This window comes from Burkholderia savannae (assembly GCF_001524445.2).
In the GTDB taxonomy this organism is placed as follows: Bacteria; Pseudomonadota; Gammaproteobacteria; order Burkholderiales; family Burkholderiaceae; genus Burkholderia; species Burkholderia savannae.
In genome coordinates this window covers 4141113-4157314 of sequence record NZ_CP013417.1, presented here as the reverse complement: position 1 = coordinate 4157314, position 16202 = coordinate 4141113, and the positions used below count along the sequence as shown (strand labels likewise).

At 69.2% G+C, this 16202-nt stretch carries 14 protein-coding genes and 2 pseudogenes; 5 read left to right on the top strand and 11 right to left on the bottom strand.

Annotated elements, in window-relative coordinates; genetic code table 11:
* Position 1: 1 nt before the first annotated feature.
* Genes eutC through eat form a run of 3 tightly spaced genes read right to left on the bottom strand, consistent with a single transcriptional unit; the run spans position 2 to position 3654 of the window.
* Positions 2 to 793, bottom strand: coding sequence for an ethanolamine ammonia-lyase subunit EutC (gene eutC, locus WS78_RS20365; RefSeq protein WP_059578001.1), 792 nt, complete (start codon positions 791 to 793; stop codon positions 2 to 4).
* Positions 790 to 2187: an ethanolamine ammonia-lyase subunit EutB gene (locus WS78_RS20360; protein WP_038752984.1), complete on the bottom strand. Its 1398-nt coding sequence runs from the start codon at positions 2185 to 2187 to the stop codon at positions 790 to 792. Before WS78_RS20360 ends, eutC begins: the two co-directional genes overlap by 4 nt.
* Before the next feature lie 57 nt (positions 2188 to 2244).
* Positions 2245 to 3654 carry an ethanolamine permease gene (gene eat / locus WS78_RS20355; RefSeq protein WP_038752986.1) on the bottom strand — a complete coding sequence of 470 codons (1410 nt, stop codon included), beginning with the start codon at positions 3652 to 3654 and terminating at the stop codon, positions 2245 to 2247.
* A 529-nt stretch (positions 3655 to 4183) separates the two neighbouring features.
* On the opposite strand from eat, the gene WS78_RS20345 reads away from it, so the two are divergent.
* Positions 4184 to 5305: an acyltransferase family protein gene (locus WS78_RS20345; protein ID WP_059577998.1), complete on the top strand. Its 1122-nt coding sequence runs from the start codon at positions 4184 to 4186 to the stop codon at positions 5303 to 5305.
* A gap of 36 nt (positions 5306 to 5341) precedes the next feature.
* Here the strand turns inward: WS78_RS20345 and WS78_RS37700 are convergent.
* Positions 5342 to 5551, bottom strand: a pseudogene (locus tag WS78_RS37700) (antibiotic biosynthesis monooxygenase); the annotation flags it as partial.
* 43 nt (positions 5552 to 5594) lie between these two features.
* Here WS78_RS37700 and WS78_RS38375 point away from each other — a divergent pair.
* Positions 5595 to 5933, top strand: a pseudogene (locus WS78_RS38375) (aminotransferase class I/II-fold pyridoxal phosphate-dependent enzyme); the annotation flags it as partial.
* Between the two features lie 88 nt (positions 5934 to 6021).
* A complete protein-coding gene (locus WS78_RS38370) occupies positions 6022 to 6273 on the top strand; it encodes a hypothetical protein (RefSeq protein ID WP_226377244.1) in 252 nt (83 codons plus the stop codon).
* A 133-nt stretch (positions 6274 to 6406) separates the two neighbouring features.
* On the opposite strand, the gene WS78_RS20330 is transcribed toward WS78_RS38370, so the two are convergent.
* From WS78_RS20330 to WS78_RS20315, 4 genes are all read right to left on the bottom strand, one after another.
* Entirely contained in the window at positions 6407 to 7870 is a 1464-nt protein-coding gene (locus WS78_RS20330) for a mechanosensitive ion channel (protein WP_038752990.1), read from the bottom strand.
* 406 nt (positions 7871 to 8276) lie between these two features.
* Complete coding sequence (locus WS78_RS37165; RefSeq protein ID WP_059577996.1) at positions 8277 to 8525, bottom strand: hypothetical protein; 249 nt, start codon at positions 8523 to 8525, stop codon at positions 8277 to 8279.
* Between the two features lie 246 nt (positions 8526 to 8771).
* Positions 8772 to 9158 (bottom strand): zinc ribbon domain-containing protein, encoded by a 387-nt coding sequence (locus tag WS78_RS20320; protein WP_059577993.1) that lies wholly within the window; start codon positions 9156 to 9158, stop codon positions 8772 to 8774.
* 12 nt (positions 9159 to 9170) lie between these two features.
* Positions 9171 to 11786, bottom strand: coding sequence for a heavy metal translocating P-type ATPase (locus tag WS78_RS20315; RefSeq protein WP_394335883.1), 2616 nt, complete (start codon positions 11784 to 11786; stop codon positions 9171 to 9173).
* Positions 11787 to 12027: 241 nt separating this feature from the next.
* On the opposite strand from WS78_RS20315, the gene cadR reads away from it, so the two are divergent.
* Together cadR and WS78_RS20295 are read left to right on the top strand one after the other, a co-directional pair.
* Positions 12028 to 12459: a Cd(II)/Pb(II)-responsive transcriptional regulator gene (gene cadR, locus WS78_RS20300; protein ID WP_038752994.1), complete on the top strand. Its 432-nt coding sequence runs from the start codon at positions 12028 to 12030 to the stop codon at positions 12457 to 12459.
* Positions 12460 to 12562: 103 nt separating this feature from the next.
* Positions 12563 to 13183, top strand: coding sequence for a PadR family transcriptional regulator (locus tag WS78_RS20295; RefSeq protein ID WP_038752996.1), 621 nt, complete (start codon positions 12563 to 12565; stop codon positions 13181 to 13183).
* Positions 13184 to 13314: 131 nt separating this feature from the next.
* Here WS78_RS20295 and WS78_RS36070 read toward each other — a convergent pair whose 3' ends face one another.
* From WS78_RS36070 to WS78_RS20285, 3 genes are all read right to left on the bottom strand, one after another.
* On the bottom strand, positions 13315 to 13581 hold the full coding sequence (locus tag WS78_RS36070) for a hypothetical protein (protein ID WP_157131158.1): 267 nt from the start codon (positions 13579 to 13581) through the stop codon (positions 13315 to 13317).
* A 78-nt stretch (positions 13582 to 13659) separates the two neighbouring features.
* Positions 13660 to 15111, bottom strand: coding sequence for an FAD-binding oxidoreductase (locus WS78_RS20290; protein WP_059578140.1), 1452 nt, complete (start codon positions 15109 to 15111; stop codon positions 13660 to 13662).
* Positions 15112 to 15370: 259 nt separating this feature from the next.
* A complete protein-coding gene (locus WS78_RS20285; protein ID WP_059577988.1) occupies positions 15371 to 16165 on the bottom strand; it encodes an ABC transporter substrate-binding protein in 795 nt (264 codons plus the stop codon).
* Positions 16166 to 16202 lie beyond the last annotated feature (37 nt).

Sequence of the window (16202 nt, the reverse complement as noted above, 5' to 3'; positions counted from 1 at the left end):
CCTACTCCGCCGCCAGACGCTCCGCTTCCGCCCGCGCCGCCGGCAGCAACGCATCGCTGTCGTCCTTGAGCCCGACGCCCGTCAGCCCGAGCCGCCGTGCGTGCGTCAGCAGATAGTGCAGCTTGTGCGCGGCCGCGTCGTGCGGCAGCCCCTCGGCGCGCACGTTCGAGATGCAGTTGCGCTGCGCGTCGTGGCAGCCGACCTTCGGCGCGTACGTCAGATACACGCCGAGGCTATCCGGCGAGCTCAGGCCCGGCCGCTCGCCGATCAGCATCGCGACGAGGCGCGCGCCGAGCAGCTCGCCGATCTCGTCGCCGAGCGCGACGCGCGCCTGCCGCGCGACGACGACCGGCCCGATCCGCCAGTCGTCGAGCTTCGGCCGCACCGCGCTCAGGAGCGGCAGCGCCTGCTTCGCGGCCGCGAACGCCGACAGCCCGTCGCCGATCACGAACACGACGTCGGGCGCGTCGCCGAGCGACGCGCGGTGCGCGGCGAGCAGCGCGCGGCTGTCGTCCGACAGCTTGCGGCCGAGATCCGGCCGGCGCAGGTAATGCTGCCGATCCGGCGCGGCGCTCTGCACGCCGAGCGTCGGCAGGCCGGCCGCTTCGATATCGCACCGCAGCGCGTCGGCGTCGAGCGGCTGGTGAACGGCGTCGCGCGCCTGCGCATGCGACAGGTTGAACGCGAGCAGCGGCGCGGTCGGCAGGCTGTTACCCGCGCGGCCGAGCGCGATCCGCGCGTTCGTGAACGACTTCAGTTGCCCCCACGGGTTCTTTTCGACCGCGTCGCTCATGCGGAAAGCCCCATCCAGTCGTTCGCGCCGGCGAGCAGCGGCACGCGCGTCGACGCCGCGCGCAGCGCGCCGTGCGCGTCCGCGATCTCCATCGTCTCCAGCCATTCCTCGAACTCGGGCGCGCGGCGCAGGCCGAGCACCTCGCGCACGTACAGCTGATCGTGAAACGACGTGCTCTGATAGTTGAGCATCACGTCGTCCGCGCCGGGAATGCCCATGATGAAGTTGATGCCCGCCGCGCCGAGCAGCGTCAGCAGGTTGTCCATGTCGTCCTGATCGGCTTCCGCGTGGTTCGTATAGCAGATGTCGCAGCCCATCGGCACGCCGAGCAGCTTGCCGCAGAAGTGATCCTCGAGCCCTGCGCGAATGATCTGCTTGCCGTCGTACAGGTATTCGGGCCCGATGAAGCCGACCACCGTGTTGACGAGAAACGGCTCGAACGCGCGCGCGACCGCATACGCGCGCACCTCGCAGGTCTGCTGATCCACGCCGTGATGCGCGTTCGCCGACAGCGCGCTGCCCTGGCCCGTCTCGAAGTACATCAGGTTGTCGCCGACCGTGCCGCGCTTCAACGCAAGCGCCGCTTCGCGCGCCTCGCCGAGCAGCGCAAGCGAAATGCCGAAGCTCGCGTTCGCCTTCTCGGTGCCCGCGATCGACTGGAACACGAGATCGACGGGCGCGCCCTTTTCGATCGCCGCGATCGTGTTCGTCACGTGCGTGAGCACGCACGACTGCGTCGGCACGCGGTAGCGCTCGCGAAACGCGTCGATCATCGCGAGCAGCTTCGTGATCGCGGCGAGGCTGTCGGTCGCCGGATTGATGCCGATCATCGCGTCGCCGCAGCCGTACATCAGGCCGTCGAGCATCGACGCGGCGATCCCCTTCACGTCGTCGGTCGGATGGTTCGGCTGCAGCCGCACCGACATCCGCCCCGGCAGCCCGACGGTGTTCCGAAAGCGCGTGACGACGCGGCGCTTCCTCGCCGCCGCGATCAGATCCTGGTTGCGCATCAGCTTCGACACCGCCGCGACCATCTCCGGCGTGAGGCCGGGCGCGATGCGCTCGAGCGCGGCCGCGTCCGCCGCGCTCGACAGCAGCCAGTTGCGGAAATCGCCGACCGTCAGGTGCGAAATCTCGGCGAACGCGTCGCGCGAATGCGTGTCGACGACGAGGCGCGTCACCTCGTCGTCCTCGTAAGGGATCACGGCCTCGTTCAGGAACGCGGCGAGCGGCACGCTCGCGAGCGCCATCTTCGCGGCGACGCGCTCCTCCTCGGTCGCGGCCGCGACGCCCGCGAGCTGGTCGCCGGAACGCAAAGGGCTCGCCTTCGCGAGCAGCGTTTTCAGGTCCGCGAAGCGGTAGGTGCGCGAACCGATCGTCTCCGTATATCGCATCTGGACTCCTTGTCGTAACGGCCGCGCGCCGCCCCCCGGCGCGCGGCGCGCGCGTGGCTACTCCTCGAGCAGCGCGTCGGCGGGCGCGGCCGCGCGCTGCGCGCGCGTCGCGAGGAAGTAGCCGTACCCGAGCGCGACGAACGCGACGAAGATCGACGCGACGAGCGCGTTGAAGTACACCATCGTGCCGAGGCACACGAGCGCCGCGACGAGCGCGAACGCCGGAAAAAACGGATACAGCGGCGCGCGGAACGGGCGCTCCATCTTCGGCTGCACGCGGCGCAGCTTGAACAGCGCGGCCATGCTGACGATGTACATCACGATAGCGCCGAACACGGACATCGTCACGATATTCGCGGTGAGCGTCTGGCCGCCGAACTGAATCAGCTCGTCGCTGTAGATCGCGACGATGCCGACCACGCCGCCCGCGAGGATCGCGCGGTAAGGCGTCTTGAAGCGCGGATGCACCTTCGCGAGCCATTCGGGCAGGTAGCCTTCGCGGGCGAGCGCGAAGATCTGGCGCGAATAGCCGAGGATGATTCCGTGAAACGACGCGACGAGGCCGAACAGGCCGAGCCACACGAGCATGTGCATCCAGCCGCTGTTCGCGCCGACGATGTACTTCATCGCCTGCGGCAGCGGATCGTTGATGTTCGCGAGCTTGGTCCAGTCGCCCGCGCCGCCCGCGAACACCATCACGCCGATCGCCAGCAGCACGAGCGTCAGGATGCCGGCCACGTACGCGATCGGAATCGAGCGCTTCGGGTTCTTCGCCTCCTCGGCCGCCATCGCGACGCCCTCGATCGCGAGGAAGAACCAGATCGCGAACGGAATCGCCGCGAACATTCCGTGGAACGCCCCCACGCTGAAGTGATCCGCGCCCGCCCAGCCGCCCTTCACGAAATTGCTCCACGCGAAGCCCGGCGACACGACGCCCATGAACACGAGCAGCTCGAAGATCGCGAGCAGCGTGACGACGAGCTCGAACGTCGCGGCGATCTGCACGCCGACGATGTTGAGCGCCATGAACACGAGGTACGCGCCCATCGCCGCGTGCTTCGGCTCGAGGCCGGGAAACTGCACGTGCAGGTACGCGCCGATCGCGAGCGCGATCGCGGGCGGCGCGAACACGAACTCGACGAGCGTCGCGACGCCCGCGAGATAGCCGCCAGCCGGACCGAACGCTCGCCGCGCGTACGCGAACGGGCCGCCCGCGTGCGGAATCGACGTGGTGAGCTCGGTGAAGCTGAAGATGAACGTGGTGTACATCGCGGCGACGAACAGCGCGGTGACGACGAATCCGAGCGTACCCGCGCTCGCCCAGCCGTAGCTCCAGCCGAAGTACTCGCCGGAAATCACGAGGCCGACCGCGATTCCCCACAGCTGCCACGTGCCGAGCGTCGGTTGAAGCGCCGGGCGCGCTGCGCCGCCGCCCGCGACGGGGCGGCCATTCGATTCTGTCTGCATGAATCTCTCCTCGAAGGCGGCGGAGCCCGGCGCCGAGATAGGCCCGCCCCGCAACTGAGAATCGATGCTAGTGAGTCATTATTCGACGTGTTATCGAAAATCGGCAAACGTCCGCGCTTTCATTTCGCATACGGAAATGTTTCCGGCTGCCGGCCCGAGCTCGCGCGCGGCGCGGCGGCGTGCGGATCGCATCGCCGAGCGGCGCGCGCATCGGTCGGCGCGTTGCGGCGCCGCGGCGAGCCGCGCATGCGATGCGTGCGAATCGTGCGAATCGCGCGGCGCATTCGGCGGGCGCGCGACGCACGAAACGGCGTCGCGTCGCGCGGCGCGCATGGGCGGGCGCCATCCGCAAGTCGCGTGCGCCGCTCGCCCGTGCGCGCCGCACGACGCGACAGCGAACTTGTGTCGCCCGGCACACAGTTCTCCGCCGCGCCAGCCCCTACATTGGGCGCACGCAGTGAGCGTCCCGCGTGTCCCCTTCGGGCGGCGCGCGGCCCTCCCACGTTCGACCATTCCAATCATTCAGACCATGCGGGATTCCTATCTCGATACCGCTCGGGGCGCGGGCATCATCCTCGTCGTGTACGGCCACGTGCTGCGCGGCCTGTTCGCCGCAGGCCTCGTGCCGGCCGGCTGGCCGAGCACCCTGCTCGCCGCGACCGACTACGTGATCTACACGTTCCACATGCCGCTCTTCTTTCTGCTGTCGGGGCTGCACGTGCCGAACTCGCTGCAGCGCGCGAGCGATGGCTTCGTGCTCGCGAAGCTGCGCACGATCGTCTATCCGTACTTCGTCTGGTCGCTGCTGCAAGGCGCTGTGCAGATCGCGCTGTCGTCGCGCGGCATGAATCACGCGTTCACGCCGAACGACCTGCTCGCGATCGGCTGGCGGCCGTTCGGCCAGTTCTGGTTCCTCTACGCGCTCTTCGTCTGCATGCTGGTTGCGTGGGGATGGTCGAAGGTCGCGCCGGGCGTGCGCGTACGCGGCGGCGAGCGCGCCGAGCGGTCGCGCGCGCCGCTCGCCGCGCTCGCCGCGCTCGCGATCGGCGGGCTCGCCGTCGTCGCATTCGCCGCCGGCTCGCCGACGCGATGGGGCATCGTGTCGATAACGCTCACGTACTTCCCGTTCTTCGCGCTCGGCATGCTGATCGGCGACAAGCTGCCCGCGCTCGTCGAACGCGCATCGAACGGGCTCGCGCTCGCGGCCATCGCCGTCACGTTCGCGGCGGCGTCCGCGTTCGCGCACCGCTTCGGCGAGCCGGACAGCATCTGGGCCGTGCCCGCCGCGCTCGCGGGCAGCGCGCTCGTGCTGCTGCTCGCCTATCGCGCGACGCCGCGCGGCGCGGCGATGTCGCATCGGCTCGCGCATCGCCCGTCGTGGCTCGAAAATGTCGGCTTCGCATCGATGCCGATCTATCTCGCGCATATCCTCGCGACGGCCGCGACGCGCATCGCGCTTGTCAGGCTCGGCGTCGTCGACGTCGATGCGCAGCTCGCGCTCGGCACGCTCGCGGGCATCGCCGGCCCGATGCTGTTCTACGCGCTCGTGCTGCGCGCGGGAATGGCCCGGCTCGTCGGCTTCCCGCCGCTGCCGGCCGGCTATGCGGCGCGGCCGGAGAAGAGCCGCATCGGCAGCGCGGACGCGGCTTGATCGCCGGCACGATCGCGAGCGACGCCAACCGATTCGGCTTCGCCGCGAATCCGGCGCGAGATGCGCAAACGAGCCGCCGCCGTACGCGCGCTCGACCTTCGGCACGACGACGTGATAGCCGTCATGCCACTTGCGAAACCGGCGTTTCGCGTCGAGATGCTCGTGATGCGTCGCGAACGCGCGCAGCGTCGCTTCGTCCCGCCGGTGGCAGCTCGCGTTGAACAACGAGCCGTCGGCCGAGCGGAACCTCGATCTCGACCGTGTCGACGCGCTCTGCAGAAAGCACCCGGTGCGCGCGGTCTACGCGGTGCCGACACGGCGCAACCCGCTCGGCTCCGTGATGTCCGCGTCGAGCCGCGCGCGTCTTGCCGAGCTCGCCGAACGTCACGATCTGCCGGCGATCGAGGACGGCGCCTATGCGTTTCTCGCCGAGCCCGCGCGTAAACCGGTGTTCGCCCATGCGCCCGATCGCACGGTCTACGTGTCGGGGCTGCCGAAGAGCGTCGCGTCGGGCCTGAGATTCGGCTTCGTCGCCGCACCGGAGCGCCTCGTGCCGGCGCTCGGGCGCACGATTCGCGTGTCGACGTGGAATACGCCGTCGCTGACGGTTGCGCTGGCATGTGCCAGTGGATCGAAGGCGGAATCGTCGACTCGCGCGAGGATCGCAAGCGCAAGGATGCGATGCGCGGCGCCGGCAGACGCTCGCGCGACGGATATTGCGAGACGGCGACGCCGTCTCGCATCCGGCTTCGTACTATCTGCGGCCCGCGATGCCCGAAGCGTTGCGCGCGGACCAGGTCGCGGCGGCGCTCGAGCGCGACGGCGTGCCCGTGACGACGGCCGAGCCGTTCTCGAGTGCGCCGGGCACGCCGAGCGCGCCGCACGCGCGGCGGATCGCGCTCGGCTCGGTTGCGCCGGAATCGCTCGAAGGCGCGTTACGCAAGGTCCGGCGCGCCGTGCTGGGTTGACGCGCGCCGCAACGCCTCATGCGCGAGCGGCGAGCGCGGGACGCTCGCGGCCCGATCCCGTCGACGCCGCGAAAGCGACAAAGACAGCGCGCGGGCGATCGTCGCGCGATTCGCCCGCGCGCCGCCCGCGGCATCACTCCTGCTTGCCGCGCTGATTGAACCAGCGATCGAGCAGCTTGCCCGCCGCTTCGCGGCCGCCGAGGCCGAACGACAGCGCAACCGCAACCGCGATCGCGCCGAGCACGAGGCCGAACGCGAGCTGCACGATCTCGTTTGCGATGCCCATCGCGCGCAGCCCCATTGCGAACACGAGGCCGAGGATCGCGAACTGCGCGATGCGCGACAGAAGCCGGCTGTGCTCGTTGTCGGCCTGCTCGATCACGCGGCGCGCGAGGCCCGCGAGCCAGAAGCCGATCACGAGGATCACGCCGCCCGTCAGCACGTGCCCGCCGAATTCGATGAAGAGCGTGACGACGTCGCGCACCTGCGTGAAGCCGAGCCGGTTCGCGGCTTCCACCGCCGCGAACAGCATCGCGAAGAAGACGATCAGCCGGCCGGCGAGCACCGACGGCTGCAGCATCCCGGAGAACACGCGCCCGACGCCGAGAATCGCGGGCAGGCCGTCGACGCCCGCGGCGACGAGCAGCTTCTGCACCAGCGCGCCGACGAAGCGCGCGACGTAAAACGTGACGAGCAGGATCACGATGGCCGCGACGATGTCGGGCACCGCGTTGAGGAACTGGCCGAGCAGGTCGGTCGCGGGCCGCGAGATCGCCTCGATCTTCAGCGCGTCGAGCGCGGAGATCAGCGTCGGCACGAACACGAAGATGAACACGACCGTGCCGATGAGGCTCGAGATCTTCACGGGCGTCGGGCTGTCGACGCTTTGCGTGAGCCTGTCGGCGCCCGCCGCGACGAGCAGGTTCGTGACGAGCCCGCGCAGGATGCGCGCGACGAGCCAGCCGACGAAGCCGATCACGGCCGCGGCGAACACGTTCGGCACGATCGCGAGGATCTTGTCGATCATCCCTTGCACGGGCGACAGGAGGCCGTTGAGATCGAACGCGGCGAGGATCGCCGGAATGAACATCAGGATCACGAGCCAGAACAGCACGTCGCCGAGATACGAGCTCATCGGCCGCATCCCGGCCGTCTCCGACAGCTTGCTGTCGATCTTGCTCGCCTTCAGCGTCTTGTCGGCCAAGCTGCGCAAGAGCGACGCGATCAGCCACGCGACGAGCGTGAGCGCCCCGCCGCCGAGCAGGTTCGGCAGATAGTTGATGATCTTCGTGACGAGAAGCGAGAACGGATTCGAGATCGCGTAGAGATTCAGCACGTTGAAGATGCCGACCGCGGTCACGAGCAGGATGAGCCAGAACAGGCCGCCCGCGATGATGCTCTCCACCTGCGCGCCCTGGCCCGTGCTTTCGGCGATGCGCGCATCGACTTTCAGCGCGCTCAGCAGGCGGCGCACGCCCGCGCGGACGATCACGGCGATCAGCCAGCCGATGATCAGGATGCCGAGCGCGCCCGCGATCTTGGGCAGATAAACGCCGAGCGTGCTCTGCATCGACGTCAGGAAACTGGATGAATCCATATGTGCTCTCCCGAAAAGCGTGATGTTGCGTTGGACCTCGACGAACAACCTGCGGACTCCGAAGAAAAAACGGGCTCCGCAGCCGGCGACCTTACACGGGGAACGATGACGGCTTCAATCGTGCTTCACTGTACTCGAACTTTAATCTAAGGGAACGATCCTGCTGATAAAAATCGCATGTCGAGATGGCGTGGCGATGCATGGCGTGCGCTCGCGCAATGAAGCGGGCGCGATAGCCGCGTGGTCGGCACGATCCGTTGGCGGAATGAAGGCCGCGCGCGGCGCGCATTCTCGCCGGCATGTTGCAAGCATGAAACGGACCGGGCGATTGCTGGAAGAATGTGAACCGATGCGCGTGCGCCGCGATTTGCCGCCGCGCCGCGTCGACGCGAAAGGCCTCTGTTCGTTAGGCGCGCCAGGCGCGGGAATTGCAGGGCGATTCGACGCGTCGGGTAGCGGTTGCGGTCCTGCGCGCATCGCGCGGACACGCCAACGACATTTGCGCGGCATCGGCGCGCCGTCGTGTGAATGAAGGGTTCGCGTCGTTCGTCTGCGCGCCGGGGCGCGAGCATATCGGCAGGTATGCGCGCCGTGACTGCGATTGCGATTGCATCTGCATCTGCATCTGCATCTGCATCTGCATCTGCGTCTGCATCTACGTCTGCGTCTGCGTCTGCGTCTGCGTCTGCGGTTGCGGTTGCGTCTGCGGTTGCCATCGCGAATATGACAACGCCGCGCCGAATGCCGCGATGCCTCTGCTCCCGGCGCGCGCCTCGACTCGATTGCGTCGATTCGCACGCGAAGCGCGAAAGCCGCCGCGCACGCGGCTTCCGGTTTGCTTGGCCGCGCTTCGGAGCGTGCCGGCCAGTCAGCGGGCGGCCGGCCCGACGCCGGCCGCCGATCACGCTCGCGCCTGCGAGACGGCGGCCCCGCATTGCGGGCAGAAGCGCGCGGACGCATCGAGCAACGCGCGGCAAGCGCCGCACGCGGCCGGCGCTTGCGATGCGCCGCACTGCGCGCAGAACTTCGCATCCGCGCCGTTGATCGCGCCGCACTTCGCGCACGCGGCGCTCTGCACGGGCAAGCCGGCTTCGCGGCGAGACGAAACGCCGTCGCGCCCCCAGCCGTCTTGGCGCCGCGCATCCTGCCGGCCCCAACTGTGGCCGCCGTGACTTCCGTGGCCGCTGCCATGGCCACGCCCGTCACCGCCCATCCCGCCGCCGTGATGGTCGCGACTGCCGCCATTTCCGTGATGCCCTGCGCCGACGATCCGCTTGAGCCAATCCATTGCCGCCTCCGTTCATTGACCGCGGCGCAGCAGCCGCAAGCCGTTGCCGACGACGATGAGGCTCGCGCCCGCGTCGGCGAACACCGCCATCCACATCGTGCCCATTCCCGCGATCGTCAGCCCGACGAACACCGCCTTCACGACGAGCGCGAACGCGATGTTCTGCACGAGCACGCGATGCGTCGCGCGCGACAGCCGCACGAACGCCGGGATCTTGCGCAGGTCGTCGTCCATCAGCGCGACGTCGGCCGTCTCGATCGCGGTGTCGGTGCCCATCGCGCCCATCGCGAAGCCGATGTCGGCGCGCGCGAGCGCCGGCGCGTCGTTGATCCCGTCGCCGACCATCCCGACCGCATGGCCGCCCGCCGCGAGCTCGTCGACGACGGCGAGCTTGTCCTGCGGCAGCTGGTTGCCGCGCGCGTCGTCGATGCCGACCTGCTGCGCGATCGCTTCCGCCGTGTGCGGGTTGTCGCCCGTCAGCATCGCGGTCTTGATGCCGAGCGCGTGCAAGTCGGCGATTGCGGCGCGGCTCGTGTCCTTCACCGTGTCGGCCACCGCGAAGAGGCCGAGCACGCGCGTGCCGTCGATCAGCATCACGACCGTCTTGCCCTGCCGCTCGAGCTCGTCGAGGCGCGCCTCGAGCGCGGGCGTGCAGCACTCGAGCTCTTCGACGAGGCGGTGATTGCCGAGCCAGTACGGCGCGCCGTCGATGTTGCCGCGCACGCCGCGGCCGGGAATCGCCTCGAAGCCGGCGACGTCGAGGAACGACGCGCCGTTTGCGCGACCGGCATCGCTCGCGCCGGCATCGGCCGCGCCCGCCGCCGCGACCGCCTGCGAAACCGGGTGGTCCGAACGCGCGGCGAGGCTCGCGGCGAGCCGCCGCACGTGCGCGACGTCGACGTCGGCCGCGCGCATCTCGAAATCGGTCTGCACCGGCTTGCCGCGCGTGATCGTGCCCGTCTTGTCGAGCGCGAGCCACGCGAGCCGGCGCCCCTGCTCGAGATATACGCCGCCCTTCACGAGGATGCCGCGCCGCGCGGCCGCGGCGAGCCCCGAGACGATCGTCACGGGCGTCGAGATCACGAGCGCGCACGGGCACGCGATCACGAGCAGCACGAGCGCGCGATAAATCCAGTCGCGCCACGCGCCGTCGAACACGAGCGGCGGCGCGATCGCGACGACGAGCGCGATCGCGAACACGATCGGCGTGTAGATGCGCGCAAAGGTGTCGACGAAGCGCTGCGTCGGCGCCTTCGCGCCCTGCGCCTCCTCGACCGCATGGATGATCCGCGCGAGCGTCGTGTTGCTCGCGACCGCCGTCACGCGATACTCGAACGAGCCGGCCTCGTTGATCGTGCCCGCGTACACCGGATCGCCCGCGCCTTTCTCGACGGGCAGGCTTTCGCCCGTGATCGGCGCCTGGTTGACGGTCGAGCGGCCGGCGACGATTTCGCCGTCGAGGCCGATCCGCTCGCCGGGCTTCACGCGCACGACCGCGCCGAGCGCGACCTGCGCGGCCTCGACGGCCGCCCACGTGCCGTCGGGCTGCTTCACGGTCGCGGTGTCGGGCGCGAGCCGCATCAGGCTCTGGATCGCGTTGCGCGCGCGATCGAGCGAGCGCGCCTCGATCAGCTCGGCGACGGTGAAGAGCACCATCACCATCGCGGCCTCGGGCCATTGGCCGATCGCCATCGCGCCCGTCACCGCGATGCTCATCAGCGCGTTGATGTTCAGGTTGCCGTTCGTGAGCGCGATCCAGCCCTTGCGATACGTGCCGAGGCCGCAGGCCGCGACCGCCGCGAGCGCGAGCGCGGCGGCAAGCCACACGGGCAACTGCAGCCACGTGGCCGCCTCCGACGCGGCCGCCGCGACGCCCGCGACCGCGAGCGGCCACCACGGCCGCGGCGCTTCGGCCGGCGCGGCCGACGACGAACGGCCGGCTGCGCCGTTATCCGCCTGCTCGGGCGTCATGCCGAGCGAGCGGATCGCGCGGGCGATGCCGGCTTCCGCGCCCGGCGCGTGCTCGACCGTCAGCATCCGCTGCATCAGATTGAATTCGAGCGCCGCGACTTCCGCCATTCCGCCGAGCTTCTTGCGGATCAGCGTCTCCTCGGTCGGGCAGTCCATCTGCATGATCCGGAACGCCGAACGCACGCGGCCGTCGGCGGCCGTTTGCGCGCCGGGCAGCGGCGCGAATGCGACCGGGGCGGGCGCGCAGCAGGCGGCGCCGGCGTGGGCGTGGGCGTGGGCGTGGGCGTGGGCGTGGGCATGATCGCCGCCGGCGTGCGGGCCGTGATCATGGCCGCGACCGCACGAATCATGAGCGCGCGATCCGGATTCCCGGCTTGCATCCAAGTCGATGCCGCCGCGCCGATGATCGTGAGAACAACAACCGTCCGCATGCGGCCGAGCCTGGCCGTCGCCACGAAGCAGCGCTTCGCTGGTCGCTTGGGCCTGTGCCTCGCGCCGATCGGCGCGGCGATCGTGCTCGCGGGAATCGGCGTCGGCATGCGCATGGCCGTCGGCGTGATCGTGCGCGCAACCCGCATGCCGCGCATCGGCTTGGCGGCCTGAATCGGCTGCGCTCGTCAGCTCGCGTTCGCGCGCATGCCCGCTCCGGCCTTCCACGCGCGCCGCGTCGTTCCGGGCTTCGCTCCGCGCGCCGCATTCATGCGCATCCGAGTGCGCTTCGGCGCGCGACGGCTCGCGCACGTCGTGCGAATGCGCGCGAACGTGTTCGGATTCGAGCGTACGCGGCCGGTCTTCGGCCCGAGTGGCCTCGGTCATGGCAACCTCCTCAGTAACTGACGGTGTACAGTTAACACCCTGAAGTCACTACAAGGTCAACCCTTTTTGTAAGGAGATTCGAATGAAGATCGGCGAACTGGCGAAAGCGGCGCGATGCACGCCCGAGACGATTCGTTTCTATGAAAAAGAGGGGCTGATGCCCGACGCGGAACGGACCGACTCCAACTACCGCAGCTACACCGACGCGCACGTCGAGCGGCTGCGCTTCATTCGCAACTGCCGCGCGCTCGACATGACGCACGACGAGATCCGCGCGCTGCTGCGCTTCACCGACGATCCGGCGGACCGCTGCGATTCGGTCAACGCGCTGCTCGACGAACACATCGGCCACGTCAACACGCGCCTCGCCGAGCTCCAGCACCTGCGCGCGCAGCTGATCGAATTGCGCGAGCGGTGCCAGGGCGAGCACGCGGTCGAGGACTGCGGGATCGTGCATGGGCTCGCGACGATGGAAACGCCGGACATGCCGGGCAAGCGCTCGCACGTCGGCTGACGCGCTGCGCCTGCCGCCGCTCCTTTGGCCGTGGGCATTACACAGCTTGCGTTAATTTATATCTAGTCATAACATTACTAGAAATTAATTAACTATTCATGGTATGGCTCGATACTCACCGCTGGCGCTCGTCGTACTCGCGATGCTCACCGAAGCGCCGATGCACGCGTACCGAATCCAGCAGCTCGTGAAGCTGCGCGGCAAGGACGAGGTGGTCAACGTCAAGCAGCGCAATAGCCTTTATCAGACGATCGAGCGCCTGCAACGCGACGCGCTGATCGCCGTGCGCGAAACCGAGCGCGACGGCGCGTTCCCGGAGCGCACCGTCTACGAAATCACCAGCGCCGGCCGCGACACCGCGCGCATGTGGCTGCGCGAGCAGCTCGCTCAGCCGGCGCGCGAATATCCGTCGTTTCCGGCTGCGCTGTCGGTGCTGCCGCTGCTGTCCGCCGACGATGCGCGCCGCCAGTTCGAAGCGCGCGCCGCCGCGCTCGAGGCCGAACTGGCTCGTCTCGACGAAGCGCACGACGCCGCGCTCGCGATGCAGATCCCACGGCTGTTCCTGCTCGACGGCGAACTCATGCGGGTGACGCTGGAAGCCGAGCTCGAATGGGTGCGCCGCGTCGTCGAGCATCTGAAGGTCGGCGCGCTCACGTGGAGCGAAGCGTGGCTGCGCGAGGTCGCCGCCCGGTTTGCGCAGGCGGATGCGTCGGATTCGGAATGAGCGGGCCGGGCGCCGACGGGGAACCGGGTGAGAGGCGCGCCATTCGCTGCAGGCGATGCCGCCATGGCGGCTGTTGGGCGTTGGGCCCGCCATGTTCGGCTGGTGACGTTCCGGTTGTGACGCTCGGCCTGTCACGCGCTGCTCGCTGCGTTCGATCTGCGTGACTTGGCGTTTTGGCGGTTGGCGTTTTGGCGGTTGGCGTTTTGGCGGTTGGCGTTTTGGCGTTTTGGCGTTTTGGCGTTTTGGCGTTTTGGCGTTTTGGCGTTTTGGCGTTTTGGCGGTTGGCGTGCGGCGTGCGGCGTGCGGCGTGCGGCGTGCGGCGTGCGGCGTGCGGCAGCGATGATACGAAAGATCGCTGCGCCCGCAACGACGATCACGATCGCGAAGGCGCCCACCATCGGCTGCAACGCGGGCCAGCGCCGCGCCCTCAGGCGGAAGACGCTCGCACACACGGGGCAACGCCTGCCCCGATCGCGCTACAACACCTTCCCGGGATTCAGAATCCCGAGCGGATCGAGCGCGGCCTTCATCGCCCGCATCACGCCGATCTCGGCCGCACTGCGCGAATACGCGAGAAACGGCCGCTTGTGCACACCGATCCCGTGCTCGGCCGATATCGATCCGCCCATTTCACGCACGACCCCGTAGACGGCGCGCTCGACGCTATCCGCGCCATGCGCGGGCAGATCGGCGAGCGACACGCCGACGTGCACGTTGCCGTCGCCGACATGCCCGAAGCACAGACACACCGCATGCGGCCAACGCGCGCGCAGCGCGGCGTTGCAACGTTCGGCGAACGCGTCGAGTTCCGCGACCGGCAGGCTCACGTCGAAATTGAGCAGATGCGGCAGCGCATCGATCGCGAGCCCTTCGCGCAGCGTCCACATATCGCGCGCCTGCCGCTCCGACGCGGCGAGCGCCGCATCGGTCACGAGGCCGGCGTCGAAGCATGCGCCGAGGCATTGCTCGAGCGCGTCGCGCGCGTCGGCATGCGCGCCGCTCGCCGCGCATTCGATCAGGATGACGAAATCGCCGTCCGCGCCGAACGGCGCGGTCAAGCCCAGCGTGTTCTCGGCAACGTAGCGATAGAACGCCGGCCACATCGCCTCGAAGCTGACGACGCCCGGCAGCGCCGCGCGCACGTCGCGCCAGAGCCGCACGAGCGTGCCGTAATCGGGCACTCGACACAGCGCCGTCGCGTGCCGCGCGAGCGGCGGATGCAGCCTCAGCACCGCGCGCGTGACGATGCCGAGCGTGCCTTCGCTTCCGATGAAGAGCTGCTTCACGTCGTAGCCGGCATTGTTCTTCAGCACCTTGTTCAGCGACGTGACGATCGTCCCATCCGCCAGCACGGCTTCGATGCCGAGCGTCTGCTCGCGCATCATTCCGAAGCGGATCGCGCGCGTGCCACCCGCGTTGGTCGCGAGCATGCCGCCGATCTGGCACGAGCCGCGTGCACCGAGATCGACGCCGAACGCGAAACCCGCCGCGTCCGCCGCTTCCTGAACCGCTTGCAGCGTCGTGCCCGCGCGCACGGTCATCGTGCCGGCCGCCGCGTCGATCTCCTCGATTCCGGCGAAGTGCTCCATCGAGAGCACGACTTCGCCGCCGAGCGCGACGCCGCCGCCCGCGAGCCCCGTCAAGCCGCCCTGCGGCACGACCGGCTGCCGCAGCCGCGTGCAAAGCGCGAGCGCGCGCGACACGTCGTCGACGCAGGCCGGCCGCACGAGCGCGAGCGGGCGGACGCCGGGCGCTTCGTTATACGCGGTGAAATAGCGCGGCTCGATCGCGGCCGAGCGCGTGACGAGCGCGGCGCCGAGTTCGTCGACGAGCGCTGATTCGATCGCGTGCGCGCGAGCGGCAGCTTCGGTGGCTTCGGTGGCTTCGGCAGCTTCGGTGGCTTCGGTGGCTTCAGCGGCTTCGGCCATCTCCGCGGCAGCGGCAATCGCAACGCTTGCCGCTGCGCGCAGCGCCCCGCCGCTCACGCCGGCGCCCGCGCTCGCGCCGGATGCCGCGCCGATTCGACATGCATCGGATAACGAAACGGCTGTAGCTGTAATCGATGCATCCGGCGCGACGCCGGCAGCAACGCCATCGCCATTGCCATCGCCCGCCGCATCGGCACCGATCGCATCCGTGCCGGCCGACGAATCGCGCGTCGCCCGCTCGCTCATCGCGCCGCCTCCGTCACTTCGTCGAGATGTCGATGTCGCCGAAATACTTCCGGCCGAGCGCCTTCACGGTGCCGTCCGCTTTCAGCTTGTCGATCGCGGCGTTCAGGCGCGTCTTCAGCGCATCGTCGCCCTTGCGCAGCCCGAATGCGATGCCGCCGCCGAGAATCTTGTCGTCGCGCACCGGCTGCCCGACGAACGCGAAACCCTTCGCATCCGGCCGCGACAGGAACCCGCGCTGCCCCGCCGGCGCAAGCACGAGCGTGCCGTCGAGGCGGCCCGCGGTGAGATCCGCGTACGCCTGGCTCTGGTCCTGATACGCGACGATCCGCACGCCCGAGCCCGCCCAGTGCGCGTTCGCGTACGCCTCCTGGATCGAGCCCTGCAACACGCCGATCCGCTTGCCCTTCAACGATTCCGGCGCCGGCGCGAGGCCGCTGTCCGCACGCGCGATCAGCTGCGTCGGCACGCGGTAGATCACCGTCGTGAAGTCGATCGCCTGACGGCGCTGGTCGGTCGCGTTCATCGCCGAGTTGATCGCGTCGAACTTGCGCCCCTGCAGCGCGGGAATCAGCCCGTCGAACGACGTCTCGACCCACTTGCACGCGAGCTTCGCCTCCTTGCAGACGGCGTTGCCGACGTCGATGTCGAAGCCCTGCAGCTCGCCGTTCGCCGCCTTCGATTCGAACGGCGGGTATTGCGCTTCGAGACCGAAGCGCAGCGTTTGCGAAGCCTCGGCGCGCGCCGCGCCGCAGCCCGCGACGACGCCCAACGCGCATGCGAGCGCCAGCCAGATTTGCAGTCGTTTCATCGATGATTCTCCTTGAGGTCGGGATCTTGTCCGGTCG

Bases quoted from the DNA above. Each gene is read 5' to 3' on its own strand.
- eutC (WP_059578001.1), bottom strand. From the start codon at position 793: ATGAGCGACGCGGTCGAAAAGAACCCGTGGGGGCAACTGAAGTCGTTC.
- WS78_RS20360 (WP_038752984.1), bottom strand. From the start codon at position 2,187: ATGCGATATACGGAGACGATCGGTTCGCGCACCTACCGCTTCGCGGAC.
- eat (WP_038752986.1), bottom strand. From the start codon at position 3,654: ATGCAGACAGAATCGAATGGCCGCCCCGTCGCGGGCGGCGGCGCAGCG.
- WS78_RS20345 (WP_059577998.1), top strand. From the start codon at position 4,184: ATGCGGGATTCCTATCTCGATACCGCTCGGGGCGCGGGCATCATCCTC.
- WS78_RS20330 (WP_038752990.1), bottom strand. From the start codon at position 7,870: ATGGATTCATCCAGTTTCCTGACGTCGATGCAGAGCACGCTCGGCGTT.
- WS78_RS37165 (WP_059577996.1), bottom strand. From the start codon at position 8,525: ATGCAGACGCAGATGCAGATGCAGATGCAGATGCAGATGCAGATGCAA.
- WS78_RS20320 (WP_059577993.1), bottom strand. From the start codon at position 9,158: ATGGATTGGCTCAAGCGGATCGTCGGCGCAGGGCATCACGGAAATGGC.
- cadR (WP_038752994.1), top strand. From the start codon at position 12,028: ATGAAGATCGGCGAACTGGCGAAAGCGGCGCGATGCACGCCCGAGACG.
- WS78_RS20295 (WP_038752996.1), top strand. From the start codon at position 12,563: ATGGCTCGATACTCACCGCTGGCGCTCGTCGTACTCGCGATGCTCACC.
- WS78_RS36070 (WP_157131158.1), bottom strand. From the start codon at position 13,581: ATGGTGGGCGCCTTCGCGATCGTGATCGTCGTTGCGGGCGCAGCGATC.
- WS78_RS20290 (WP_059578140.1), bottom strand. From the start codon at position 15,111: ATGGCCGAAGCCGCTGAAGCCACCGAAGCCACCGAAGCTGCCGAAGCC.
- WS78_RS20285 (WP_059577988.1), bottom strand. From the start codon at position 16,165: ATGAAACGACTGCAAATCTGGCTGGCGCTCGCATGCGCGTTGGGCGTC.